We start from the raw sequence: 24,502 nt of genomic DNA, 5'->3' as shown, positions 1-24,502 counted from the left end.
TGCAGGCACCTCGAGGTGGTTCTGCAGGCACCTCGAGGTGGTTCTGCAGGCACCTCGAGGTGGTTCTGCAGGTCCCGTGGCTACACCACGGGCGCCGGGGTCGGCTTGACCGACGCCCCCGCCCTGGCGTCCGCGCCGGTCAGCGCCTCGGCGTAGGACTCCGCGAGCACCCCGGCCAGCGTCGGCACGTCCACGCGGGCCGTCAGCGGCAGCCGGATCCGGTCCCGCGCCCCGCCCTCCGCGCTGAACTGCGGCCCGACGGCGACGGCGACCCCCCGCCTCCGGGCGGCGGCCGCCATCTCGGGCGCCACCCGCTCCCCCAGGCCGACCCACAGCGCCAGCCCACCCGGCGGTGACGCCACGCGCCACCCCGACAGCGTCTCGTGCGCCGCCATCGCGCCCAGCCACGCCTCCCGCATCCCCCGCAGCTCCGCCAGGCGCCCCGCGAGCACAACCCCCGGGTCGCGCAGGAACCGGGCGGCGACCAGTTGATCCAGCGCCGAGGCCCCCAGGTCCAGCGTGAGGCGCGCGGCGCGCACCGCCGAGACCCCCGAGCGCGGGGCGCGCACCCACCCCACCCGCACCCCGCCCCACAGCGGCTTGGACACGCTGCCCACACTGAAGGCCTCCGGGTGGTGCGCCGCGAACGGCAGCGGCATCGCCACGGGGTCCAGGCGCAGGTCCACCAGGGCCTCGTCCGCGAGCACGACCCCACCGTGTGCGGCGGAGAGCCGGCCGAGGCGGGCGCGATCGTCCTCGGGCATCAGGGCCCCGGTGGGATTGTGGAAGTCCGGGATCAGGTACGTCAGGCGCGGCTCGGCGCCGCGCATCACGGCGGCCGCCGCGGCCGGGTCCCACACCCGTTCCTCGCCGGCCGGCAGCGCCACCAGGCGCGCCCCGGCCCCCCGCAGCGCACCCAGGGAGGTGGGGTGCGTCGTCGCCTCCACCGCGGCCCGGTCGCCGCGGCGCAGCGTGGCGCGCAGCACGACGGCGATCGCCGCCATGGCCCCGGAGGTCACCACGATCTGGTCGGGCGAGGTGGGCAGTCCCCGCGCGGCGTAGTGCGCCGCGATCGCCTCCCGCAGCGGCGGGTACCCGATCGGCTCGTACCCGCGGCCCTGCAGGACGGCCGGCAGGTCGCCGAGCGCCTCGGTGATCAGGGCATTCGTGCCCGGCACGCAGGTGCCGGCGGCCGCGGTGAGGTCGATCTCCACGCCCTCCAGCGGCACGAGCGGGGCGCGGGCGTGCGTGGCGCCGCCTGGGATGTGCAGGAAGGTGCCGGAGCCCTGCGCGCTGGTAGCCCACCCCTCCGCCACGAGCGAGGCGTAGGCGCGGGTGGTCGTGGTGCGCGAGAGTCCCAGCGCGGCGGCGAGCTCCCGCTCACTGGGCAGCCGGGAGTCCTGCGCGAGTCGACCGTCCACCGCCAGGGCGCGGATCGCCGCGGCGAGGGAGCGGTAGGCGGGACGGGCGAGCCCCTCACCCCCGAGGTGGGTGGTGAGCAGGCGGGCCAGGCGCTGGGCCGAGGGATCGGGCATGAGTCCAGTACACCAGAATTGGCTATCGATTTGAATGCCACTGAGGCGCAGAGTGGACGCCATGACCACCGCAGCCACCCTCCGCAGCCTCGTGCGGCACCCGCTGGACCAGTTCCGCGAACCCGGGATGGGACGCCGCCTGCCCCAACTCGTCGGCGGCCTCGCCCTGTACGGCCTGTCCATGGCGGTGCTCGTGCAGGCCGGCCTCGGACTGGACCCGTGGGACGTGCTGCACGAGGGCCTCGCGATGCGCACCGGACTGACCTTCGGCACCGTGGTGATCCTCGTGGGCGCCCTGGTGCTGCTGGCGTGGATCCCGCTGCGGCAGCGGGTGGGGGTCGGCACCATCGCGAACGTGCTGCTCATCGGCCTGTTCGCGGACCTCGGCCTCTGGCTCTTCCCCGCGCCCGAGCATCTCGCATGGCAGATCACGTTCCTCCTCGCCGGGGTGGTGCTGAACGGGCTCGCGGGCGCGCTGTACGTGGGCGCGCGCCTCGGCGCCGGACCGCGCGACGGGCTGTGGGTCGCCCTCGCCGAGCGCACCCGGTTCTCCATCCGCACGATCCGCACCGTCATCGAGGTCACCGTCCTGGCGCTGGGCTGGCTGCTGGGCGGCAGCGTGGGCCTGGGCACCGCGCTGTACGCGCTCGCGATCGGGCCGGTGGTGCAGTTCTTCCTGCCGTGGGTGAGCGTGCCAGCGCTTGCGGCGGCCCCCAACGCGGCGGCGGCCCCCAGCAGTCCCAGCGCCCCTCAGGACAGCCGGCCGCCGCTCTCGCGCAGGTAGCACGTGGGGCACAGCGACTCGTACGTGACGTGACCCGCATCGATGGCGACCTGATCGCCGTCGAACACGAACGCCCCGTCCACGAGCCGGCCGTTGAACATCGCCTTGCGGCCGCACCGGCAGATCGTCTTGAGCTCCTCCAGGCTGTGCGCGACCTCCAGCAGACGCGCCGAACCGGGGAAGGCGCGGGTGCGGAAGTCGGTGCGGATCCCGTAGGCCAGGACCGGGGTGCCCTCCAGCACGGCGATCCGCAGCAGGCCCTCCACCTGGTCGGGGGAGAGGAACTGCGCCTCGTCCACGAGCAGGCATGCCACCCGCTCCCTCGTCCGTTCGGTCACGGCGGCGGCGTTGGCGTGGAAGGCGGCGACCACGTCCTGCTCCGGCGAGATGGTGAAGTCGACCTCCCGCTCCACCCCGAGGCGGGAGACGATCGAGCGATCACCCTTGGTATCCACCGAGGGCTTGGCGAGCAGCACGCGCTGACCCCGCTCCTCGTAGTTGAAGGCGGCCTGCAGCAGCGCCGTGCTCTTGCCGGAGTTCATGGCCCCGTAGCGGAAGTACAGCTTGGCCATGGCGCTCCTTACACGCGGGATTCACGACGACGCAGGTCACCACGCGCCGCTGGCGATCCTATGCGGCGGGCCGCCCGGGCACGACCCGGTCGGCACCTGCATGTCAACGCATGACGACATGCAGGCCATGTCGCCGTACATAGACACCACAATCATGTCGCCGTACAGTGACTCCATGGCGGACGCCGCTCCGATGCCCAGCAGGCTGCTGAACGCACGGTCCCTCACCCGGCTGGGCCGTGCGGTCGGAGGCCTGCGCCGCGAACGCGGCTGGACCCAGGCTGCGCTCGCCGAACGCGCCGGGGTCTCACGCCAGTGGCTCAACGGGCTGGAGAACGGCCGGATCGAGGGCCTCGAGGTCGGCCGACTGCTGCGGGTGTTGGACACCCTCGGAGCCAGCCTGATGATCCGCGACGACGCACGCACCAGCGAGGAACCCGAATGACCGCCCACCTCGCCATCCTGTTGCTCGGCGAGCACGTGGCCGACGTCGAGCGCACCCGCGCCGGGTCACTCCGGCTCACCTACACGCGTCGTGCACTGCGCGACGGCGGCACCCCCCTCTCCCTCTCCCTCCCCCGGGAAGGGGGATCCTTCGTGGGGGAACGGGTCGCCACCTACCTGTGGGGCCTCCTGCCCGAGAGCCCTGAGGCCCTCGCCGCGATCCGCCGCACCCACGGCGCCGATCCACGCGACCCCCTCAGCCTGCTCGATGCCATCGGCCTCGACTGCGCCGGCGCCGTCCAGTTCTGCGACCCCGAACGCCTGGAGAGTGACGACCTCCGACCGCCCTGGCAGCTGGACGTGGCGACGCCCGGGGAGGTCGAGGAGCGCCTCTCACAGATGCGCCTGGACGAGGAGGCATCCTGGACCATGCGTGAGCAGCATTGGTCGCTCGGCGGCACCCAGGCGAAGCTGACCCTCCATCGCCGGGAGGACGCCTGGTTCTGGCCGCTCGGCGGAGCACCGAGCACACACGTGGTGAAGCCGGGGGTGCGTACGGTGCGATCCCAGGCACTCATCGAGCACGTCACCACACGCGCCGCCGAGCTTCTCGGGCTCGCGGTGGCGCACGCGGAGTACCTGGACTTCGCCTCCGAACGCGCGGTGGTCTCCACGCGTTTCGACCGACCCCTCGTGGACGGCGCCGTCGCCCGGGCTCACCAGGAGGACCTGTGTCAGGCGCTCGGGGTCCGGGAGAAGTACGAGGAGGACGGGGGGCCCACCGCTGGCGACATCGCGCGACTCCTGCGCGAGTCCGCGGCCACCGCCCTCGCTGCCGACCGCAACGTCCGCGCGTTCGCCGACGGTCTGCTCTACAACGCGCTTGTCGCCGCGCCCGACGCCCACGCCCGCAACTACGCGGTTCTCCTGGATGGCGACGCAGTGACATTGGCACCGATGTACGACGTGGCAACGGGCCTCGCCTACGACCCGCCACCCGGGCGAGATCGCGAGCTCGCGATGAGCGTCGGCGGCAGCACGAGGGCCGATGCCCTGACACGCAGCCGGATCCGGGAGCTCGCCGAGGACCTCCGCCTCGAGGTCGACCATCTCGAGGACCGGGTCCGTAGCCTCGCGTCCGGTCTGCCCGAGGCATTCCGCACGGCACTGGCAGAGGTCGAGGACTGGGACGGCAGCGTCACCGAGCTGCGATCGCGACTCCTGCCCCGCGTGGACGAGGCAGCGGACGCCACCGCACGTCTGGCATGAGCCTGGTCACGTGAACGCGCGCCCGGGCACCCATCCGGGGTAGGGTTCCCGCGGCGCGCGCCCATCCGAGGCCTGCGCGCCTGCCCTCCAGCCCACGCCGACGTGCACACCCGTAGCGGCGTGCCCCGAGCCGGAACGGACCCGCGTGACCGCACCCGAGAACCCGAACACCACGTCCCCGATCAGCGACCCCGCCGCCACCCCCACGCCGGTGCACGGCGCCCCGGAGGCGGACCAGTCCTACTCCGTGATGGCCGCCCTGCGCAGCCCGCGGCTGCTGAAGACGGAGGTGCTGGCGGGCCTCGTCGTCGCCCTCGCGCTGATCCCCGAGGCGATCGCCTTCTCGATCATCGCCGGGGTGGACCCCCGCGTCGGGCTGTTCGCCTCCTTCACGATGGCCGTCTCGATCGCCTTCCTCGGCGGCCGGCCGGCGATGATCTCCGCGGCGACCGGCGCCGTCGCCCTCGTGGTGGCGCCCGTGGTGCGCGAGTACGGGCTGGACTACCTGATCGCCACCGTGATCCTCGGGGGGATCATCCAGGTGGCCCTCGGTCTGTTCGGTGTGGCCAAGATGATGCGGTTCATCCCGCGCTCGGTGATGGTCGGCTTCGTCAACGCGCTGGCGATCCTCATCTTCACCTCCCAACTGCCGCACCTGCAGGACGTGCCGTTCGCCGTCTACCCGCTGGTGCTGGTCGGCATCGCGATCATGGTGTTCTTCCCCAAGCTCACCTCCGTGGTGCCCGCGCCGCTGGTGGCGATCGTGCTGCTCACCCTCGTGGTGATCGTGGCCGGGATCGCGGTGCCCACGGTGGGCGATGAGGGGGCGCTGCCGGAGTCGCTGCCCACCCTCTTCTTCCCCGATGTGCCCCTGACGCTGGAGACGCTGCAGATCATCCTGCCGTTCGCCGTCGCGATGGCGCTGGTGGGGCTGCTGGAGTCGTTGATGACCGCCAAGCTGGTCGACGACGTGACCGACTCCCACTCCAACAAGACCCGCGAGGCCTGGGGTCAGGGCGCCGCGAACATCATCACCGGCTTCTTCGGCGGCATGGGCGGCTGCGCGATGATCGGCCAGACGATGATCAACGTGAAGGCCTCCGGGGCCCGCACCCGCATCTCCACGTTCCTGGCCGGAGTGTTCCTGCTGATCCTCGTGGTGGGCCTGGGTGACGTGGTCGCGATCATGCCGATGGCGGCGCTGGTGGCCGTGATGGTGATGGTCAGCGTGGGCACCTTCGACTGGCACTCCATCCGCCCCTCCACGCTGCGCGCCATGCCCGTGCCCGAGACCGCCGTGATGCTGCTGACCGTGGTGGTCACCGTGATCACCCACAACCTGGCCTACGGCGTGGTCGCCGGGGTGCTGCTGGCCTCCGTGCTGTTCGCCCGGCGGGTGGCACACATGGTCGAGGTGGTGCGCCTGGACGCCTCCGACGAGGACGGGCAGCGGGTCTACGCGGTGCGCGGGGAACTGTTCTTCGCCTCCTCCAACGACCTGGTGTACTCCTTCGACTACGCCAGCGACCCGGCCGAGGTGGTCATCGACTTCTCCGGCGCCCACATCTGGGACGCCTCCACCGTCGCGACCCTGGACGCGATCGAGACGAAGTACGCAGCGAAGGGCACCCGGGTGCGCTTCACAGGCCTCAACCCCGACAGCGCGGCGCGCATGGAGCGCCTGGGCGGGAAGCTCGGCGTCGGGCACTGAGTCCGCAACCCGGGTGCGTCGGTAGCGTCACGCGTCCACCCGCCCGCCACACCGATCGAGCGCCCACCGCGATGTCCGATCACCGCTAGTTCCAGCCGCCGACTCGGGGCACACTGGCTGGCATGCACCTCCCGCTGGATCCCGTGGCCGCCCACCGCGCCGTCTCCGGACGTGACGCGCGCTGGGACGGCCGCCTCTACCTCGGGGTGGTGACGACCGGCATCTACTGCCGCCCCTCCTGCCCGGCGCGCACCCCACGCCCGGAGAACTGCCAGTACTTCCCGGCCGCCGCGGCTGCCGTCGCCGCCGGGTTCCGGGCGTGCAAGCGCTGCCGCCCCGATGCCCTGCCGGGCTCGCGGCACTGGGACGCCCGCGGCGACCTGGTCTCCCGCGCGGTGCGGCTCATCGCGGACGGCGCGGTGGACGAGGCCGGGGTGGCGGGCCTGGCGCGCAGCCTCGCGGTGAGCGAGCGTCACCTGCACCGCATGCTCGTCGCGGAGGTCGGCGCCACCCCGCAGCAGCTCGCGCGCACCCGGCGTGCCCATGCGGCCCGACTGCTCATCGAGCAGACGGCGCTGCCGCTGACCGACGTCGCCTTCGCCGCCGGCTTCGGCTCGCTGCGGCAGTTCAACGACGTGATGCGCCAGGAGTTCGGGATGCCGCCGCGGTCCTTCCGGCGCGCGGCCGCCATCCGTGATGGCGCGGCCACCCGCACCGCCCCGCCCGAGGCGGAGGGCCGCAGCGGCCTGGGCCCCGCGACGATCGCCCTGCGCCTGACCTTCCGCGGACCGCTCGCCCTCGAGCCGCTGCGTCGCACCCTGCGGGCGCACGCTCTGGAGCGCGTGGAGCACCACAGCGACACCGGGGAGGCGATGCGGACGCTGGCTGCGCCGTCGGGGCCCGCCGTGGCGCGGATCCACCTGGGCGGGGTGGACGACGGCGCCGCGCACCCCGCGCTGCGGGCCTCCTTCACCTTGACCTCGCTGAGCGACCTGATGCCCGCCGTGGGCACGGTGCGCCGGTGGCTGGACCTGGACGCCGACCCGGCGCTCATCGGCGCCCACCTCGGTGAGGACGAGGTGCTCGCACCGCTCGTGGCCGCGCACCCCGGGCTGCGGGTGCCCGGCGCGGTGGACGGCGCCGAGCTCGCGATCTGCGCGGTGCTCGGCCAGCAGGTCTCCCTCGCCGTGGCCCGCACGTTCCAGTCGCGGATCGCCGCCGCCTTCGGCGCGCCGGTGCCGGCCTCGTTCACCGAGGCGACCACCGGGATGCCCGACGGCGAAGCGGTCACCTTCCCCACGCCGTCGCGCCTGGCGGAGGTGGGGGCGCAGGCGATCCGGGATGCCGCGAACCTCACCCAGGCGCGGGCGCGCGCCGTGCACACGCTGGCCTCGGTGCTGGCCGAGGGGGTGCGCTTGGACACCGGGCTTCGCCTGGCGCCCGGGGTCGACCCGGAGGCCACGCGCGCGTCCCTGCTGGCCCTGCCGGGAATCGGACCGTGGACCGCGGACTACATCGCGCTGCGGGCCCTGCGCGATCCGGACGCGTTCATGCCGAGCGACCTGGTGCTGCGCAAGGCCCTGGCGGCCGCGCAGGGCGTGAGCCTGAAGGAGATGACGCCCCGGCGCGCGGAGGCCGCTTCGCAGCCGTGGCGCCCATGGCGCTCCTACGCGCTGCAACACCTGTGGACGGCCACCGCCTATGCCTAGCGAGGCATTTCTGCAGCCACTGCGAGGCGATTCTGCAGCCACCGCGAGGCGATTCTGCAGCCGCTGCGAGAGAGTTCAGCACGACGAGGGAAGGGAACACCATGACCACGACCGCCTCACCCACAACCGACCCGGGTGCCGCGCCGCTCGTGCTGGCGCACTACGACACCCCGGCCGGCACCGCGCACGCCGTCCTCACCCCGGAGGACGGTGCGGTGCGGCTGTTCGGGTGGTTGGAGGAGGAACCCAACCTCGCCCGCCTGCCCGCCGCCCTGCGCGAGCGGGGCATCACCGAGGGTGACGGACCCGCCGGGGTGCGTGACGCCGTCGCCCGCTACGGCCAGGGTGACCTCGACGCCCTGGCGAGCATCGCCGTCGCGCAGGAGGGCGGGGAGTTCTTCCAGGCCACCTGGGCCGCGATGCGCCGGGTCAGCGCGGGGCACCCCGTGACCTACACAGAACTCGCGACGGCGGCCGGGCGACCGAGCGCGGTGCGCGCCGCAGCCAGCGCGTGCGCCCGCAACCACGTGGCGCTCATCGTGCCGTGCCACCGGATCGTGCGCCGCGACGGTGGCCTGGGCGGGTTCTTCTACGGCCTGGAGATCAAGCGGGCCCTGCAGGCACACGAGGCGCGGTTCGCGAGCTGAGTCGCTGAGTCGGGCCTGCATAACCACCTCGTGGTGGCTGCAGAACCACCTCGTGGAGGGTGAGGGCGGGCAGCCTGGACGACGACGCCCCCTGGGCCGCGAGAGCGGGCCAGGGGGCGTCGGGTCGTCAGGCGCGGGTCGTCAGGCGCGGGTTGTCAGGCGCGGGTGGCGCGACGCCTGATCAGTAGGGTGCCGAAGCCCACCAGGGCCAGTGCGGCCAGCACGAGACCGGCCACGCTCGCGCCGGTGCTCGGCAGCCCATCGGAGCCGTCCGAACCCGAGCCGCCCGAACCCGTCGTGCCCGACGGCGAGGGGCCGGGTGAGGTGGGCGCCCCGGTCGGCGTCTCGGTCGGGTCACCGGTCGGCGGCGGCTGCACCTCGGCCTCCTCCACCAGCACCACGTAGGAGCGGGCCGGCACCTCCACCGATCCCTCCGCGGTGAGGGACACGGAGGTCACGACGTCGTCGGACCCCTCGGCCTGCACCTGGTTGAGCACGAACTCGCGCCCCGCCAGCTCGGGGAAGGACCGGGTCACGGCATCCGGGGAGGCGTTGATCAGCACCAGCGCCCCGTCCAGCGACTCCGAGGCCGGGGAGCCGACCGTGTCGTCGATGAGCATCGCGATGGTGCCGGGCGCCTCGTCCGGGCCGGAGCCGGGGAAGGTGACCTTCTCCTGCACCGCCTGCGTGGAGCCGAGCCGCAGCAGGTCCACCGAGGAGCGCACCCGCAGCAGGTCCAGCGCCTGGGCGTAGGAGGACGCCATGGCGGCGGCATCCGGCTTGAGCGAGGCGTCGGCGAGCAGCGGGGCCATCAGGTCCCACTTCTCCTCGTTCGACCACGCCCCCGGCAGGCCGGAACCGAAGGTGTTCTCCTGCCCCGTCCAGTCGATCCGGTTGAACCAGTCACCGGAGTCGTAGGAGTCCCGGTCCAGCGACTTCGAGCGCAGCAGTTCGGTGCCGGCGTGCCAGAACGAGGGCGACTGGCCGAGCGCCACGGTCGCCAGCTGCACCGTGTTGGCCCGCACCCTCTCGTCCATCGGAGTGTCCGTCGGGAGCTTGAAGACCGCGAGATCGAACAGGGTCTCGTTGTCGTGGGCGTCCACGTAGTTGATGGTCTCCGAGGGCTGCCCGGCATACCCGGCCGGCGAGCCGTTGTAGTCCACCTCGGCGCCCGTGACGGTCTCGCCGGTCGAGGCGGTGAAGGAGTACTCCGCGAGGTTCCCGGCCATGCCGAGCTTGACCAGGTCGGTCAGGTGCCCGAGGTCCTCGGCACCGGTGCGGGAGCGCCCGTTCGGGTCGGTACCCAGGCCCGTGCCGAAGCCCTGGTCGAACGTGGAGGAGCCGTCCACCGGCGAACCGCCGTGCACGCCGTCGCGCAGCCTGTCGTTGAAGGACCCGATGCCTGTCCCGGCGAGGTTCGCCTGCCGGGCCTGCTCGAACAGGGCGTCCCCGGCGACCTCGCCGAAGTCCCATCCCTCCCCGTAGAGGTAGACGGCCGAGCCGTCCACGCCGTCCTCCTCCAGGGTCAGGGCATCCAGCGCCTCACGCACCGCCTGCATGTTCGCGAGGCTGTGGTGACCCATGAGGTCGAACCGGAATCCGTCCACCTTGTAGTCCCGCGCCCACAGCACCACCGAGTCGACCATGAGCCGCTCGGCCACCTCGTGCTCGGTGGCGATGTTCTGGCAGCAGGTGGAGGTCTCCACGCCACCAGCCGCGTTCAGCCGGTGGTAGTAGCCCGGCACCACCCGGTCCAGCACCGACGTGGGTGCCTGACCCGAGGCAGCGGTGTGGTTGTACACCTGGTCCAGCACCACCTGCAGGTCCGCGGCGTGCAGTGCGCCGACCATCTCGCGGAACTCGCTCACCCGCTCGGTACCCTCCGGGCTGGTGGCGTAGGAGCCCTCGGGCGCCATGAAGTGGTACGGGTCGTATCCCCAGTTGTAGCCGTCCTCGCCGCGGATGGCCCCCACGCACTCCTGCTGATCGGCGCTGTCGGGCGCCATGCCCGCCAGATCGCACTCCGGGGCGGCCTGCGCCTCGGGGTCCTCCTCGATGGAGGCGATGTCGAAGGTGGGCAGCAGGTGCACCGTGGTGATCCCCGCCTCGGCGAGCTCCCGCAGGTGGGTCATCCCCGCCGAATCGGTGTGCGTGAAGGCCCGGTAGGTGCCGCGGTCGGCCTCCGGCACCGTCTCGTCCCCGATGGAGAAGTCGCGCACGTGCAGTTCCCAGATCGTCTGGTCCACGTCCCGCGCCACCACCGGGGAGGCGGTCTCGGCCCACTCGCTCGGCGCGAGCGCCGGGTCGGAGAGGTCGACGGCGACGCTCGCCACCGAGTTCGTCGTCAGCGCCACGGAGTAGGGATCGGTGACCTCGTTGGTCTCGATCGCCCCGGTCGCCGGCGCGTAGACGGTGATCCGCCACCGGTAGGCGTCGCCCGCCGCGAGCGGTCCGGCGCTCCAGGAGCCCGCGGCGTCGTCCCGGTCCGCGGTGAGCACGGTCTCCGAGCCGGTCGCGCCGTCCCAGCGCACGAGCTCCACGCTCTGCGCGGTCGGGGCCCACACCGTCGCGGTGGCCTGAGCATCACCCGCAGCCGCCTCGGTCGCGTCGGCCGCCTCGGCCGCGTCGGCCGCCGCGGCCGGGCCCGCCATGGTGGCGAGCGCCGCCACCAGCGGGTTGGTCCCGCCCCAGTCCAGGCCGAGGGTCACCTCGGCCAGGTCCGCGGCGTACAGGTCGTCCAGCACCCCGGGGATCTGCACCCCGGTGAACGCCGTCAGCGTCTCGCCGTCGCTGCGGGAGACCATCACCTGCCCGCGCAGCGCCTGCGCTGCCTGGGCGGCATCGGCGTCCACGAGTCGCAGCGCGGTGAAGTCCGCGAGCGCCGGGAACCGGTCCGCGATGTCCTGCGGCAGGCCCTCCTCGACCACCTCCAGGGCGAGCGCCTCGCCCCCGGTGACCGCGCCGTCGACCACCTCCAGGGTGGCGTCCGGTGAGTGGTGCAGCGCGTAAGACCCTCCCGAGCCGAGGGCGGCCGGGTAGGCGAGCAGGTCGGCGCTCACCCAGTGCGCACGCTCCTCGCCGGTGCCCGCCAGCGGCGGATCGGCGACCTCGATGGTGAGCAGGTGGGTCGCGACGTCGTAGGTGAAGACCACCTGGGTTCCCTCCGAGACGCTGAACGGGATGTTGGCGCCGTCACTCACGCCGTCGGCCCCGTAGTTCTCGGCCCACGAGAGCCCATGGGTCACCTTGGTCTCATACGCTCCGGCCGGCAACTCGGTGGTGGCGAAGGTGAAGATGCCGTCCTCGCCGCTGGGCTGCATCCAGGCGCACAACTGGTCCGGGGACCAGTCGTCGCAGCCCAGTTCGGACTGGAAGCTGCCGGCGAGGGTGATGATCGGGCCCTGCGCGGTGTTCCACACGATCCCCGTGTCGGGGTCGAAGTAGAAGGTGATATCGCCGCCCTCGTGGGTGTAGACGATGTTGGCACCGTTCGGCTCACCGCCGGCGCCGTAGTTGATGTCCCAGGTGCCGCCCACGGCCGCCTTGTACTCGTACGTGCCGGCGGGGATGTCGAAGGTGCCGGTGTAGATGCCGCCGGTGGCCTCGCTCAGCGCGGCCGCCTCGCAGCCGGGCTGCCAGTCGCCGGTGCAGCCCATGGCCGCGTTGTGGCTGCCGGGCACGGTGACGAAGAGGTCACCCTCTCCCCCGCCGTCCTCGACCACGCCGTCCACCGCGTGGCCGATGCCGGCGAAGGTGGAGGTCCCGGTGGTGGTCCCGGCGGCGTCGGTGCGCACGGCGCGGTACTCGATCAGGGTGCCGGCGGCCAGGTCGGTCACGTCGTGGAACACCCGCGGGCTGGTGGTCTCCGCGACCCCGAGCGGGGTCCACTCGCTCGCGCCGACCACGCGGTAGGCGAAGGAGGTCTGTGCCCAGGTGTCGGCGTCGATGGCGGCGGCCACGGGCGCGACGCCCTCCATCGCGGCGCCCGGGGTGGGGGCCTCGACGGTGATGCTCGTATCGTCACCGGCGGCCACCTCGGTGTCCGCCACGAGCACCACGGCGCCGCGCGCCGGGATGGTCAGGGTGATCTCGCCGTCGGCCGTGGCGGTCACCGGGGCTCCCGCCGGGAGGGTCTCCTCACCGGAGAGGGTCAGCAGCGGGGTGTAGGTGGCGCCCGGCGTGAGGGTGGTGACGGTGACGGTCTGCTCGGCGCCGTTGGTCACGGCCACGAGGTGCTCGATCCGCTCGTCCGGGTGCACCCGGGAGGCGACGAAGGTGCCGCCGTCGGCCAGGCGGGTGATCTGCGCGCCCTCGGTCAGGGCCGGGGTGGACTGGCGCAGGTCGGCCAGGGTGGCGATGTGCTCGTACAGCGCGGCGTCGGTGTCGTAGCGGTCCACGCTCCCGGCCTGGGTGCCGTCCAGCAGGTTCTGCTCGGCGAACTCGGTGACCTGGGTGGCGAACAGCGACTGCCGGGCGTCCTTGTCGGTGCCGCCGAGGTCGCCGTCCCCCACGAATCCCTGCTCGTCGCCGTAGTAGACCACCGGCTGGCCACGGGTGAGGTACATGAGGGAGTGGGCGACGGCGGAGGCCGCCACGGGGTCATCGGCTCCCCGCACGTCGTACCCGATCCGGCCCATGTCGTGGTTGCCGAGGAAGGTCGGCTGCGCCTGGGCGTTGGTGGTGGCGGTGGTGTAGAGGTCGTCCGCGGCGAACAGGTTCGCCAGGCCCGCGCTGTTGCCGCCGGTGGCCCAGGAGGAGGCGACGGACTGGAACGCGAAGTCCAGGGTGGCGTCCATCGCGGTGTCCCGCACGTACGGGGAGAGCAGGGCGGCGTCGGCGTCGTACACCTCACCGAAGGCGAAGAAGTCCGGGTTGCCCACGGCGTCGGCGTGCTCGGCGATCGCGGCGGAGAACAGCTCCCAGAACTCGAAGTTCACGTGCTTGACCGTGTCGATGCGGAACCCGTCGATACCCAGGTCCACCCAGGCCTCGTAGATCTCGATGAAGCCGTCCACCACGTCTGGGTGCTCGGTCATGAGGTCGTCCAGGCCCACGAAGTCGCCGTAGGTGACCGACTCCCCGCTCCAGGTCGAGTCGCCACGGTTGTGGTAGAGCGTCGGGTCGTTCAGCCAGGCGGGGACCTTCAGGTCGGCGTCCTCGGCGGCGATCACCGGGGTGTAGGGGAAGGAGGTGGCGGGGTCCATCGCCGGGAAGGTGTCGCCGCCGGCGTAGTCGGCGGGGTCGAACGGGGTCCCCTCAGCGTCCAGGTAGGGGCTGGTCGCCTGGTCGATGTAGGAGTACTCGCCCTCGGCGTAGTCGATCACGTCCGCCGTGTGATTGGTGATGATGTCGAAGTACACCTTGATGTCACGGGCGTGGGCCTCCGCGATGAGGGCCTCGAGCTCGGCGTTGGTGCCCAGGTGCGGGTCGATCTGGGTGAAGTCGGTGATCCAGTAACCGTGGTAGCCGGCCGACGCGTCCGCGCCGGTGCCCTGCACGGGGGCGTTCTTGAAGGAAGGCGTGAGCCAGATCGCGGTGGTGCCCAGACCCTCGATGTAGTCGAGCTGGTCGCGCAGGCCCTGCACATCGCCGCCGTGGAAGAAGCCCTTGTCGGTGGGGTCGAAGCCGTGCTCGAGGCGGTCTCCGGCGATGCCGGCGGTGTCGTTTCCGGGGTCACCGTTGGCGAACCGGTCGGTCATGACGAAGTAGAAGGACTCCCCGGCGCCCTCGTTGCGCACCGGGTCGGCGAGCACCGCCGCGTCGGCGGCGGCGTCCTCGTCCGCAGCGAGGGTCAGCGGGGTGAGCGCGGTGCGGTGGGTGGTGTCGTCGTAGCTGAAGCGAAGGGTGGCGTCCCCGCCGATGGTCAGCGGGATGTTGTCCCCGCCGCCGTCCAGGCCGTAGGCCTCGTCCCACGCGCCGTCGATCGCGATCTTGTACTCATAGGACCCGGCAGGCAGCTCCCCCTCAAGGGTGTAGACCCCCTCGGTGCCGGTGGGCGTGAGCAGGGTGGCCTCACAGTCCGGCGCCCAGTCGCTCTCGCAGCCGAGTTCCGTCTGCAGGTCACCCACGAGGGTGGCGGTGCGCTCGGGCTCGAGCGGCTCGGCGAGGCTCGGGACAGCGGTTGCGGCGCCGGCCGTCACGAGGCCGAGGGTGGCGAGCAGCGCGGCTGCCCGACGGCGGGGGCCGGTTCGGCCCCTCGGGCGTCGGACGGCTCCGGGGGTGGCGGAGGCGGCGGGATCTCCCGGGGTGTGGGAGGCGCGAGGTGCATGAGGCACGGGCGGTCCTGTTCGTCGTCGTCAGGGTCACGTCGGGGCGCCTGCGCGGCGCGTCCTCGCGCCGCTTCTGGCCCCTCGATTGTGACGAGTGATCCTCGTTACAGCAAGCAAGTCGGTGGCTTTACAACTCGCTGCACGAGGTTCAGCACCGCATGAGTGTCTTTGCCCCCGTCGATGACGGTCGCGTCACGGCTCGCTTGCATGGCCCGCCGCCGCTCCTTGCAATGCGGCGCGATCCGCCGCCGAGCGGGTCCTTGCGCAGCCCGCAGCGCACGCAGCCCTGCCCAACCGCACGCTCGGCGAGGGGGTGCCAGTCGGTGGCGCGCGGGTCAGTCGGCGTCGGACTCGCTGCGCGTGTAGGGCCGCGAGGCGAGCATGTCCAACCCGAGGGTGCGCCCGATCATCGTGGCCACGCGTCCGCCGCGCACGGAGTTGCCGGCATGGTCCAGCAGCGGGGAGAAGGTGGAGAACGCCCCCTTCCCGGGCGCGACGGTCACCATGCCACCGCCGATCCCGGACTTCCCCGGCATCCCGACGTCCACCAGCCAGTCCCCGGAGGTCTCATACATCCCGGCGACCAGCATCACGGCGAGCGTGAGCCGCGCGACCTCCGCGCTGACCACGCGCTGCCCGGTCACGGGGTGCACACCGCCGTCGGCGAGCACCGCGCCCATCGCGGCGAGGTCCGCGGCTGTGACCTCCAGACTGCAGGCGCGGGTGTAGATCTCCACCGCGTCCAGCGGGCTACCGGTCAGTGCCCCGAAGGAACGCATGAGGTTGCCCAGCGCACGGTTGCGGTAGTTGGTGGCGCGTTCGCTCTCCAGCACGTCGTGGTTCAGCGTCAGGTCACGCCCCGCGAACCGGGACAGACCGTTGCGCAGCCAGGACCAGCGCTCCTCCACGCCCTCCCCGACGGCGTAGCTCGCCGTGGCGATCGCACCCGCGTTGACCAGGGGGTTGGTCGGGCCCGGGACCCCCTGCTCGACCGCCTGGGCGGAGTTGAAGGGCAGGCCCGTCGCGTTCACGCCGATCCTCTCGCGGATGAACTCGATCCCGTGGGCCTGCGCCACCAGCGCGTAGGTGAAGGGCTTGGAGACGCTCTGGATCGTGAACGGGACCCGGGAGTCGCCGCGCTCGTGCAGTCGCCCGTTGACCCCCATGACCGCGAGCCCGAAGTGGTCGGGGTTCGCGAGCTGGAGGGAAGGCACGGCGCTGGAGAGAGCCCCTTCCGTGACGTCACGGAAGGAGTCGTAGGCCTCCTCCAGCAGTGCGTGGACGGCATCGGCGCTGGGGATCGGGACGTCGGCAACGAATCTGGGGGCGTCGCTGACCTGGTCGGCGGGGATCTTCACATCGCTCATTCTGCCCGCCACATCCCCGCCCCGCCACGGCACCCCGCTGATACCCATAGGGGTATTCTGAGGTCATGCGACCTTCCCGACTCAGCCTCTCCTTCGCCGCGCTCGCGCTCGGCGCCGCAACCCTCGCCGGATGTGCGGGATCGACCGACGAGACCGACCCGAGCGCCGCGGCCGTGGTCGAGGACTCCACGGTCGTGCTCGACGTGCGCACCCCGGCGGAGTTCGCCGACGGCCACCTCGAGGGGGCGCTCAACATCGACGTCTCCGGGCTGGACTTCGACGCCCAACTGGCCGCGCTGGACCCCGCGGAGACCTACGCCGTCTACTGCCGCTCCGGGAACCGATCCGCGCAGGCCGCCCAGTTGATGGCCGAGGCGGGCTTCGGCGAGGTGATCGACCTCGGGAGCGTGAGCGAGGCGGCGGAGGCGACCGACCTGCCGATCGTGACGGACTGACGCCCGACCTCGGACCCGCCAGGCACGAGAGACCCGCCAGGCACGAGAGACGCCCCGGAGCCGCGATCGGCTCCGGGGCGTCAGGCCACCCGGCCCGGGTGAGTCTCAGCGGGTGAAGAGCTTGGAGAAGAAGCCCGGCTCGGCCGCGTGACCCTCGCACTGCTGCGACTTCGGAACGCCGCGCATGACCTGGTCCACGTGCTGACCGCAACCGGACCACGTCACCTTGCCGCACTTACGACACGTCACTGCCTGACACATGATGAATACCTCCTGGGGTATCGGGATTCGATGGTTCCGCCCGGGACCGGACGGAACCCCTGACAAAGGGAGTGGGTGGGGAGCGCTCGCCGGTCAGGCGAGCATCATGAAGATCTTCTCGAGTTCCTCGGGCGTGAGGTTCTCGCGCTTACCTCGCCGGGGAGACCCGGCAGCGGACCCGGCGCCCTCGCCTGGCTGCTCTGCGTCGTCCACCAGGCAGTCCCGCATCGCCGAGGAGACGATCGCGAAGCCCGCCCGGTCCAGCGCGCTGGAGACGGCGGAGAGCTGGGTGACCACGTCACGGCACGGGGCGCCGGACTCCACCGCCGCGATGACGCCGTTCAGTTGGCCGGCGGCTCGCCGCAGCCGGTTGAGGATCTTGCGCTGCGTGGCGAGTTGCTCGCTCGTCAGCTCGAAGCCTGCCTGGTCAGTCATGACGTGACTCCTTGTGCGAGCCGATGGTGATCGGCGTGGGTGCGGTGGGGAAGCCGAGGTCCCCGGCATCGGACGCCGCCCGCTCGGCCCGGCCGCCGCGACCGGAGCGGCCCTGCAGCAACTGGGTGGGGCACCATCCGGTGATGGCCCCGATCAGCAGGAAGGTGGCGCAGATCGCCGCGGGCACGGCGCACAGCAGGTTACTCGACCACATCGAGCCGGAGAACGCCGCGAGCACCACGGCCGCCAGCACCCGCATCGCGCGGACGCCGGGCGTGACGTGGCAGGTGATCATCGCACAGCCTCGGGAACCGCAGCCTCGGGAGTCACGAGTACCTCGGCGGCCTCCCGCCCCAGCCACGCCTCCAGCGTGAGGATCCCGCCGGAGAGGTTGGCCGAGTCGAAGCCCTCCGCCACCAGGAGCCGGTGCGCGAGGTAGGAGCGCATCCCGCTCGCGCAGTGCACGCGGACCGGGCGGCCGGCAGCGGCCGCGCGCACCTCGCTCATCCGCTCGCGCAACTGCGTGTGCGGCACGTTGAGCGCACCCGGGATATGGCCGGAGGCGAACTCGCCGGGGCTGCGCACGTCCAGGATCAGCGAGGCCCCCCGCACGGCGTCGAGATCGCGCGCCTGCCACACGGCGAGCGAGCCCTCCGCGAGGTTGTCGGCCATCATCCCAGCGAGGTTCACCGGGTCCTTCGCACTGCCGTAGGGCGGGGCGTAGGCGAGGTCGAGGTCCATCAGGTCGGCGGCCATCGCCTCGTGCCGGATGGCGGTGGCGAGCACGTCGATCCGCTTGTCCACGCCGTCGGCCCCCACGGCCTGGGCGCCCAGCAGGCGCCCCTCGTGCTCACCGCCGGTGCCCAGGTGCACGAGCAGGTGGATCTGCTCGGCGCCGGGGAAGTAGCCGGCGTGACTGCCGGGGTGCAGGTGGAGGGTCTCGAACGCGATCCCGGCGCTCTCGAGGGCGGCGCGATTGGCGCCGGTCATGGCCGCGGTCAGTTCGCCGACCCGCACGATCGCGGTGCCCACCGGGCGCGGCATCGGGCGGGCACGCTCCGGCGCGAGGATGTCGTCGGCCACGAGCCGACCACCGCGGTTGGCGGGACCGGCCAGCGCCACCGGGCGGCGCGCCCCGGTCACGGCATCCTCGCTGACCGTGGCGTCACCCACGGCCCAGATGCCCGGCACGTTGGTGCGCCCGCGGGAATCGACCACGATCGCCCCGCGTTCGCACTCCACGCCGGCCGCCTCGAACGGCGCCGTGTCGGGGCGCACGCCCACCGAGAGGACCACGAGGTCCGCGGGGAGTCGAGCGCCGTCGTCGAGCACCACCTCCACGGCCGCCTCACCCGCGGCGTCCTCGAGCGCCGTGGCGGCCACGCCGTCGTGCACGGAGATCCCCAGGCGGACCAGTTCGTCGGTGACCAGGGAGGCCATCTCGCGCTCCAGCGGCGGCAGCACGTGCTCGGCCAGCTCGACCACGTCGACCTCCAGGCCCTGCAGCCGCAGCGCCTCGGCGGCCTCCAGACCGATGAAGCCGGCACCGAGCACCACGGCGCGGCGAGCCTGGGGCAGTGCCGCCCGCATCGCGATGGCGTCGCCCACCGTGCGCAGCGTCTTGACCACACCGGAGGCCAGGGAGTCGGCCAGGCCCGGGATCGGCGGCACCACGGCGGCGGCGCCCGGCGCGAGCACGAGGGCGTCGTAGCCGAGGGTGATCTCGCCGTCGGGCGTAGTGGCGGTGAGGGTACGGGCGTGCGGGTCGACGGCGGTCACGTCGTGGCGGACGCGCACGTCGAGGTCCAGCGCGGCGCGCAGCGACTCGGGGGTCTGGACCAGGAGCTTGGACTCCTGACGGATCTCCCCGCCCACGTAGTAGGGCAGGCCACAGTTGGCGAAGGAGGGGTGCTCGCCCCGCTCCAGCACGATGATCTCGGCGTGCTCGTCCAACCGGCGGGCGCGCGCGGCCGCGCTCATCCCCCCGGCCACGCCGCCGACGACCACGAGCCTCATGCGCGAGCCTCCTGCTGCTGACCCTGCTGGGCCTGCTGGGCCGCGGCGATCTTCGCGCGGACCTCGTCCATGTCCAGCGCCGCGACCTGCTGGTAGAGGGCCTCGAGCTGGGGGCCGGCGAGCGCACCGGGCTGGTTGAAGACCATGATCCCGTCGCGGAAGACCGCGAGGGTGGGGATGGAGGTGATGCCGAAGGAGGCGGCGAGCTGCTGCTGCGCCTCGGTGTCGATCTTGCCGAAGACGGCCTCGGGGTGCGCCTGCGAGGACTTCTCGAAGACGGGACCGAAGGCGCGGCACGGGGGGCACCAGTCCGCCCAGAAGTCCAGCAGCACGATGCCGCCGGCGGTAATGGTGTCCTCGATGTTCTCGAGGGTGATCTCACGGGTTGCCATGCGCAGGACTATACCCCCAGGGGTATCACGGGGCAACTCGGGGGCGGCGAAGCACCGCCAGCACGGCCACGATCGCCAGGGCGGCCACCGCTCCCCCGGCGGCGTTCAGCCCGCCGTAGCCCACGACGGCGAGGCCCACCCCCGCGAGCGCCCCACCCGCCGCCCCGGCCAGGGACATCAGGGAGTCCGCCAGGCCCTGCACCGCGACCCGCTCCGGGCCGGTCACCGAGGCGGCGATCATCGCGGCACCCGCAACCGTGGCGGCCGACCAGCCCAGGCCGAGCAGGATCAGGCCGGCGGTGGTCAGCGCGGCGTTCGCCCCGGAGGCCCCGGAGAGGGCGACGGCGAGGATCAGCACGGCCAGGCCGCCCACCAGCACGGCGGGTGGCCCCAGGCGGTCCGCGAGCAGGCCCATCACCGGCGCGAGGGCGTACATCCCGGCGATGTGCAGGCTCACGGTGAGCCCGACGAGTTGGAGGGTGGCGCCGTGGTGCTCCATGTGCACCGGGGTCATCGACATCACGGCGACCATCACGGCGTGTGCGGCGAGGATCGCGATGAGCGCCGCCAACGCGCGCGGGTGGCCCCGCAGGGCGGCGAAGGAGCGGCTCAGGCCGGTGAACCGGCCTCGGGAGGAGGCTGCGCCGTCGGGCACGGGCTGGGGCGTTGACGCAGCTGACCAGGCGGGATCCAGGGCGCCCTCGTGCTCGCGCGAGAGCAGCAGCGGATCGGGGCGAAGGCCGATGCCGAGCACGGCGACGGCAGCCAGCAGCCCCGCGATCGGCGGCGCGAAGGCGGCGGCGAGCAGCGGCAGGCCGGTGACCTGCGAGATCGCCTCGGCGAAGGCGATGAGGTTGGGGCCGGTGACGGCCCCGACGGTGCTCATCCACACCACGATCGACAGGTCCCGCGAGCGTGTGCGCGGCGCGGCGAGGTCGGTCGCGGCGAACCTGGCCTGCAGGTTGACGGCGCTGCCGAAGCCCATGAGTGCCCCGCCGAGCAGGAGCAACAGCAACTGGCCGGTGACGGCTGCGGCGATCACGCTGGTGGCGCCCAGGGCCGCGATCGCGAGCCCGCCGGCCAGCGCGGGGCGGCGGCCGCGGGCGGCGGCGAGCTGGGCGAGGATCAGCGAGGCGAGCGCGGCGCCCAGGGTGTTGGCGGTGGTGACGGAGCCGGCCCAGGCGTCGCTGCCCGTGAGGTCGACGGCGATCAGGGACCCGACCGAGACGATGGAGCCGGCGGCGATGCCGCTGAGGATCTGCGCGACCGAGAGCAGGATCAGGGTGCGGCGCTGCAGGCGGGTGCGAGTGTCGGCGGGGGCGTGCGTCACGCCGCCATCCTAGGTTCCTGCCCGCCGATACCCCCACCCCTATCTCGGGCGGAGCGGACGGTGCCTGCAGAACCACCTCGCGGTACCTGCAGAACCACCTCGCGGTACCTGCAGAACCACCTCGCGGTGCCTGCAGAACCACCTCGCGGTGCCTGCAGAACCGCCTCGCGTCAGTAGCCGAGGAAGACGTCGGTGCGCACGCGGCGGGCGCCGGCGGCACGCAGCGCGCGGCGCAGGGGCTCGAGCCGCACCGGCGCGCCGGAGGCGAGCACCTGCCGCGCCGCGACGTCCGGCACCAGGGCCAGCAGGCCATCGGCCGAGTACACCGAGCCGACCACGGTCTCCCAGCCGGTCGCCGAGGCCGCGGCCAACTCCGGTGGGACCACGAGCAGGCACCGCACCCCCGCCGGCGGCGGTGCGGCCAGCGCGAGTGCGTCCTCGGCGCGGGTGACGGCGTGCAGCACCACCCAGTCCCGCGCGCCACCCGCCGCACCACCCCAGGGCGCCGACCCCGCCGCCGCATCGAGCATCGCCAGGAACGGGGTCACGCCGATCCCGGCGGCCACCAGCAGGGCAGGCCGCCCGGGCCTCGGCGCCAGGAACTCCCCCGCCACCCCGAGCACCGCGATCTCCCCCGCCGGCGGGAGGTTCACCAGGGCCTGCTTCACCGGGCTCGGCCGCGCGTCCGGCGCCGCGCGCAGCCGCGTCACGAGCCGCACCTCGGGACCGGCGGGGTCGCCGGCCAGGCTGAGCGGGCGCCGTCGCCCCCGCCGATCCGCCACCAGCCCGGCCTGCGGCACGTCCACGTCGAGGTACTGCCCCGCAAGCGCGCGCAGCGGCCGGGAGGGCGCGAAGTACAGGTCGACCAGGTCGCCGCGCACCTGCCGCCGCACGAGCCGCAACCGCACCCGGGCGCGCGTCCCGAAGGCGAACGCCACGAGGTTCCCGACGGCGAGCGCCAGCTCCGGGGTGATGGTCAGTGTGCCGAGGACCACCCCGCCGCCGGGCAGGTAGAGCGGCAGCACCTGCACGAGCGCCACCAGCGCGCCGACCACCGCACGTTGCCACGCCCGCGGCGGGCTGGTCACGGGCTCGCTGAGCATGAACGCGGCGAGGAAGAGGGTGGGCGCGGAGACCACCGCGAACCGCAGCGCAGCCCCGGGCTCCGCACCCCCGAGCACATACCCGAACCAGGTGAGCCCGATCGCAACCGACGCGTAGACGGCGGCGAACCCGAGCCGCCGCGCCCGCCACAGCACCAGCAGGCCGCCGAGCAGCACCGGGAGGATCATCGGCTCGGTCCCCACCCACCAGGTGCTCACTCCCGCCCCGGTCACGCCGATCACGAGCAGGCCCACGACGGCGGGATTCAGCAGGTGCCGCCCGTGCCAGGCGATGAGGTACTTGGAGGCGCCGGCCGCGGCCCCGGCGAGCAGGAACACCTGCCAGCCGAGCGTGGCGGGCATCACGAGGGTGAGGATCAGGCCCGTGACCGCACTGGAGGGCAGGTAGGGCCGGGACCGGGTGACCAGGGCACCCGCGATCGTGCCGAGCAGGCTGCCCACGACGGCGCTGCCTGCAGCGGGCAGCAGCACGGCCCAGTCATAGGGCAGGCTCCCGAGCCCCGCCTGGACCCCCGCAACCGCGAGGAGCAGCGCGAGGACGACCGCGGTGAACAGCACCATGGAGATCCGCCCGAGCAGGCGGTCCAGTGAGCTGAGGATGGTCACGCCAACAGGGTGCCACTGTGTGCGCGGCCCTCGGGCAGCGCATCGAAACCGGCGGCGCGCAGGGGCCCGCGGGTGGGCATCACGATCACGGCGTGCACGCCGTCCAGTGCCTGCATCACCGCGGCCGGGGGCAGGAAGAAGGCGGCCGTGGAGGCGGCGTCGGCGAGCATGGCCGTCCGGGCAATGGCCCAGGTGGCCAGCACCCCGCGGGCGGGGGCGCCGGTGCGTGCGTCCAGCACATGGTGCAGCCCGGCGGACCAGGAGCGTCGATTGGTGGCGGAGGCGGCGATGGCCGCGTCCTGCAGGGTCACCACACCCACGGCGCGCTCGGAGTCGAGCGGGTGCTCGAGGGCGACCCGCAACCCGTCGCCGCCGTGGAAGGCGCCCCGGTGGCGCATGTCGCCCCCGGCGTCCACGGTGAACTCCGAGATCCCGACGTACTGCAGGATGCCGACCACGATGTCCACCAGTCGACCCTTGCCGATCGCACCCACGTCCAGCACGGTTCCGCGCGGCAGGGTGAGCAGCGCCGTCGTGCCCTGGAAGCGGTTGCTCCACGAGGGCACCTCCGGCGGCGCCCCGGGCGCCGGCTCCAACCGGTAGGTCGCGTCGTAGCCGAGGTGGCTCAGGCGGGCCCCGACCAGGGGGTTGACGGCGCCCTCGGTCGCCTCCGCGAGGCGGGTGTACAGCCGGAGCATCGCCTCACCGTCGAGCCCGACCGGGGCCGTGCCGCCCTCGCGCCCGAGCGCCGCGACCAGGGAGTCCTCCCGGAACCGGGACCACTCGTGGTCGAACTCGCTGATCGCGGCCAGGATCCGCGCCTCCACCCCCATGGGGAGGGGCTCGGGCGTGAGGATCGTCCACTGGGTGCCGATGGCCTCGAAGCGCATGGCGTCGTCGGCGGCGCGGGCCGCGAGCGGTGAGCGATGCGGCGTGCGGAAATCCGCCTCGGCGTCAGGCACTCGCCTCGCCCTTGATGATCTCCACGGCCTCGTTGAAGCCGCCGGAGGTGAGGGAGGAGCCGGCCACGCGGTCCACCTCGAGCTCGTCGATCGGGACGCCGACCACGACGTCTGCGATCCCCCCGATGAACTCACCCTGGTAGAACTCGGAGTTCGGGTTGGTGGCCAGGGAGGCCACGTCCACCTCGGCGACCACACCGGAGGAGAGCGTGAGGGTGACCTCGACCTCCTCGGGGCCGTTCGGGGAGATGTACCCGCCGGTGGCGGTGTAGGTGCCATCGGCGTAGGTGGCCTCGTCGCCTGCGGCGCCGGGGTCCTGCGCGGCAGCATCGGCCGACTCGGTGGCCGACGGCGCAGACCCACCCTGGTCGGTCCCGCCGGCACCCGTCTCACCGGAGGAGCAGCCGGCGAGGGCGCCGACCATCACGATCGACGCCGCGGCCGCGGAGCGGTGCAGCGGGCTGGTGACCGTGGACTTGGCCATCGGGTGTACCTCCTGGTGGGGACCTGACGTTTCCTAGTGTTCCCCACAACTGCTGGGAGCACGCTGGGAGGCACCTCGATGCGGCACACAGGAAGGCCACGTGTGAGGAGCGCCACATGGCGACCAGGAG

The 24,502-nt window shown here is 72.9% G+C and carries 19 protein-coding genes; 7 read left to right on the top strand and 12 right to left on the bottom strand.

What is annotated here, in order from left to right; all coding sequences use genetic code 11:
• Positions 1 to 80: 80 nt before the first annotated feature.
• Positions 81 to 1,535, bottom strand: a complete 1,455-nt coding sequence (locus ATL40_RS01265) for an aminotransferase-like domain-containing protein (RefSeq protein WP_169925848.1) — start codon at positions 1,533 to 1,535, stop codon at positions 81 to 83.
• Between the two features lie 61 nt (positions 1,536 to 1,596).
• On the opposite strand from ATL40_RS01265, the gene yczE reads away from it, so the two are divergent.
• Entirely contained in the window at positions 1,597 to 2,319 is a 723-nt protein-coding gene (gene yczE / locus ATL40_RS01260; protein WP_342747588.1) for a membrane protein YczE, read from the top strand.
• On the opposite strand, the gene ATL40_RS01255 is transcribed toward yczE, so the two are convergent.
• Entirely contained in the window at positions 2,286 to 2,891 is a 606-nt protein-coding gene (locus ATL40_RS01255; RefSeq protein WP_098467955.1) for a thymidine kinase, read from the bottom strand. The two genes, yczE and ATL40_RS01255, sit on opposite strands and share 34 nt — an antisense overlap.
• A 175-nt stretch (positions 2,892 to 3,066) precedes the next feature.
• On the opposite strand from ATL40_RS01255, the gene ATL40_RS01250 reads away from it, so the two are divergent.
• The 5 genes from ATL40_RS01250 to ATL40_RS01230 all read left to right on the top strand — a co-directional run bounded on the left by ATL40_RS01250 (position 3,067) and on the right by ATL40_RS01230 (position 8,671).
• The gene (locus ATL40_RS01250; RefSeq protein WP_245866568.1) at positions 3,067 to 3,336 is read left to right on the top strand and encodes a helix-turn-helix domain-containing protein; all 270 of its coding nucleotides are present in this window, start codon (positions 3,067 to 3,069) and stop codon (positions 3,334 to 3,336) included.
• A complete protein-coding gene (locus ATL40_RS01245; RefSeq protein WP_098467954.1) occupies positions 3,333 to 4,604 on the top strand; it encodes a HipA domain-containing protein in 1,272 nt (423 codons plus the stop codon). Before ATL40_RS01250 ends, ATL40_RS01245 begins: the two co-directional genes overlap by 4 nt.
• A 250-nt stretch (positions 4,605 to 4,854) precedes the next feature.
• Positions 4,855 to 6,315, top strand: coding sequence for a SulP family inorganic anion transporter (locus ATL40_RS01240; RefSeq protein WP_098470194.1), 1,461 nt, complete (start codon positions 4,855 to 4,857; stop codon positions 6,313 to 6,315).
• A gap of 122 nt (positions 6,316 to 6,437) precedes the next feature.
• A complete protein-coding gene (locus ATL40_RS01235) occupies positions 6,438 to 8,024 on the top strand; it encodes a DNA-3-methyladenine glycosylase 2 family protein (RefSeq protein WP_098467953.1) in 1,587 nt (528 codons plus the stop codon).
• Between the two features lie 101 nt (positions 8,025 to 8,125).
• Positions 8,126 to 8,671 carry a methylated-DNA--[protein]-cysteine S-methyltransferase gene (locus tag ATL40_RS01230; RefSeq protein ID WP_098467952.1) on the top strand — a complete coding sequence of 182 codons (546 nt, stop codon included), beginning with the start codon at positions 8,126 to 8,128 and terminating at the stop codon, positions 8,669 to 8,671.
• Between the two features lie 155 nt (positions 8,672 to 8,826).
• Here the strand turns inward: ATL40_RS01230 and pulA are convergent, their stop codons facing one another.
• The gene (gene pulA, locus ATL40_RS01225) at positions 8,827 to 14,811 is read right to left on the bottom strand and encodes a pullulanase-type alpha-1,6-glucosidase (protein WP_245866566.1); all 5,985 of its coding nucleotides are present in this window, start codon (positions 14,809 to 14,811) and stop codon (positions 8,827 to 8,829) included.
• Positions 14,812 to 15,275: 464 nt separating this feature from the next.
• On the bottom strand, positions 15,276 to 16,355 hold the full coding sequence (gene glsA, locus ATL40_RS01220) for a glutaminase A (RefSeq protein WP_211283041.1): 1,080 nt from the start codon (positions 16,353 to 16,355) through the stop codon (positions 15,276 to 15,278).
• A gap of 17 nt (positions 16,356 to 16,372) precedes the next feature.
• Between glsA and ATL40_RS01215 the strand changes: the two genes are divergently transcribed.
• Positions 16,373 to 16,762 carry a rhodanese-like domain-containing protein gene (locus ATL40_RS01215; protein WP_098467950.1) on the top strand — a complete coding sequence of 130 codons (390 nt, stop codon included), beginning with the start codon at positions 16,373 to 16,375 and terminating at the stop codon, positions 16,760 to 16,762.
• Positions 16,763 to 17,116: 354 nt separating this feature from the next.
• On the opposite strand, the gene ATL40_RS01205 is transcribed toward ATL40_RS01215, so the two are convergent.
• The 8 genes from ATL40_RS01205 to ATL40_RS01170 form a co-directional block, all read right to left on the bottom strand.
• A complete protein-coding gene (locus tag ATL40_RS01205) occupies positions 17,117 to 17,458 on the bottom strand; it encodes a metal-sensitive transcriptional regulator (protein WP_098467948.1) in 342 nt (113 codons plus the stop codon).
• A complete protein-coding gene (locus ATL40_RS01200) occupies positions 17,451 to 17,753 on the bottom strand; it encodes a hypothetical protein (protein ID WP_098467947.1) in 303 nt (100 codons plus the stop codon). Before ATL40_RS01200 ends, ATL40_RS01205 begins: the two co-directional genes overlap by 8 nt.
• Positions 17,750 to 19,474: an FAD-dependent oxidoreductase gene (locus ATL40_RS01195; protein ID WP_098467946.1), complete on the bottom strand. Its 1,725-nt coding sequence runs from the start codon at positions 19,472 to 19,474 to the stop codon at positions 17,750 to 17,752. The genes ATL40_RS01200 and ATL40_RS01195 overlap by 4 nt, the downstream gene beginning before the upstream one ends.
• A complete protein-coding gene (locus ATL40_RS01190; RefSeq protein ID WP_098467945.1) occupies positions 19,471 to 19,866 on the bottom strand; it encodes a thioredoxin family protein in 396 nt (131 codons plus the stop codon). The genes ATL40_RS01195 and ATL40_RS01190 overlap by 4 nt, the downstream gene beginning before the upstream one ends.
• 25 nt (positions 19,867 to 19,891) lie before the next feature.
• Positions 19,892 to 21,196: an MFS transporter gene (locus ATL40_RS01185; protein WP_098467944.1), complete on the bottom strand. Its 1,305-nt coding sequence runs from the start codon at positions 21,194 to 21,196 to the stop codon at positions 19,892 to 19,894.
• Between the two features lie 170 nt (positions 21,197 to 21,366).
• Entirely contained in the window at positions 21,367 to 22,926 is a 1,560-nt protein-coding gene (locus ATL40_RS01180) for an FAD-dependent oxidoreductase (protein ID WP_098467943.1), read from the bottom strand.
• Positions 22,923 to 23,888, bottom strand: coding sequence for an FAD:protein FMN transferase (locus tag ATL40_RS01175; RefSeq protein ID WP_098467942.1), 966 nt, complete (start codon positions 23,886 to 23,888; stop codon positions 22,923 to 22,925). Before ATL40_RS01175 ends, ATL40_RS01180 begins: the two co-directional genes overlap by 4 nt.
• Positions 23,881 to 24,372 carry an FMN-binding protein gene (locus tag ATL40_RS01170; RefSeq protein WP_098467941.1) on the bottom strand — a complete coding sequence of 164 codons (492 nt, stop codon included), beginning with the start codon at positions 24,370 to 24,372 and terminating at the stop codon, positions 23,881 to 23,883. Before ATL40_RS01170 ends, ATL40_RS01175 begins: the two co-directional genes overlap by 8 nt.
• Positions 24,373 to 24,502: the final 130 nt, after the last annotated feature.

Source organism: Serinibacter salmoneus, from assembly GCF_002563925.1.
Taxonomy (GTDB): Bacteria; Actinomycetota; Actinomycetes; order Actinomycetales; family Beutenbergiaceae; genus Serinibacter; species Serinibacter salmoneus.
This window is presented reverse-complemented; position numbering and strand designations above follow the sequence as displayed.

Bases quoted from the DNA above. Each gene is read 5' to 3' on its own strand.
- ATL40_RS01265 (WP_169925848.1), bottom strand. From the start codon at position 1,535: ATGCCCGATCCCTCGGCCCAGCGCCTGGCCCGCCTGCTCACCACCCAC.
- yczE (WP_342747588.1), top strand. From the start codon at position 1,597: ATGACCACCGCAGCCACCCTCCGCAGCCTCGTGCGGCACCCGCTGGAC.
- ATL40_RS01255 (WP_098467955.1), bottom strand. From the start codon at position 2,891: ATGGCCAAGCTGTACTTCCGCTACGGGGCCATGAACTCCGGCAAGAGC.
- ATL40_RS01250 (WP_245866568.1), top strand. From the start codon at position 3,067: ATGGCGGACGCCGCTCCGATGCCCAGCAGGCTGCTGAACGCACGGTCC.
- ATL40_RS01245 (WP_098467954.1), top strand. From the start codon at position 3,333: ATGACCGCCCACCTCGCCATCCTGTTGCTCGGCGAGCACGTGGCCGAC.
- ATL40_RS01240 (WP_098470194.1), top strand. From the start codon at position 4,855: ATGGCCGCCCTGCGCAGCCCGCGGCTGCTGAAGACGGAGGTGCTGGCG.
- ATL40_RS01235 (WP_098467953.1), top strand. From the start codon at position 6,438: ATGCACCTCCCGCTGGATCCCGTGGCCGCCCACCGCGCCGTCTCCGGA.
- ATL40_RS01230 (WP_098467952.1), top strand. From the start codon at position 8,126: ATGACCACGACCGCCTCACCCACAACCGACCCGGGTGCCGCGCCGCTC.
- glsA (WP_211283041.1), bottom strand. From the start codon at position 16,355: ATGGGTATCAGCGGGGTGCCGTGGCGGGGCGGGGATGTGGCGGGCAGA.
- ATL40_RS01215 (WP_098467950.1), top strand. From the start codon at position 16,373: ATGCGACCTTCCCGACTCAGCCTCTCCTTCGCCGCGCTCGCGCTCGGC.
- ATL40_RS01205 (WP_098467948.1), bottom strand. From the start codon at position 17,458: ATGACTGACCAGGCAGGCTTCGAGCTGACGAGCGAGCAACTCGCCACG.
- ATL40_RS01200 (WP_098467947.1), bottom strand. From the start codon at position 17,753: ATGATCACCTGCCACGTCACGCCCGGCGTCCGCGCGATGCGGGTGCTG.
- ATL40_RS01195 (WP_098467946.1), bottom strand. From the start codon at position 19,474: ATGAGGCTCGTGGTCGTCGGCGGCGTGGCCGGGGGGATGAGCGCGGCC.
- ATL40_RS01190 (WP_098467945.1), bottom strand. From the start codon at position 19,866: ATGGCAACCCGTGAGATCACCCTCGAGAACATCGAGGACACCATTACC.
- ATL40_RS01170 (WP_098467941.1), bottom strand. From the start codon at position 24,372: ATGGCCAAGTCCACGGTCACCAGCCCGCTGCACCGCTCCGCGGCCGCG.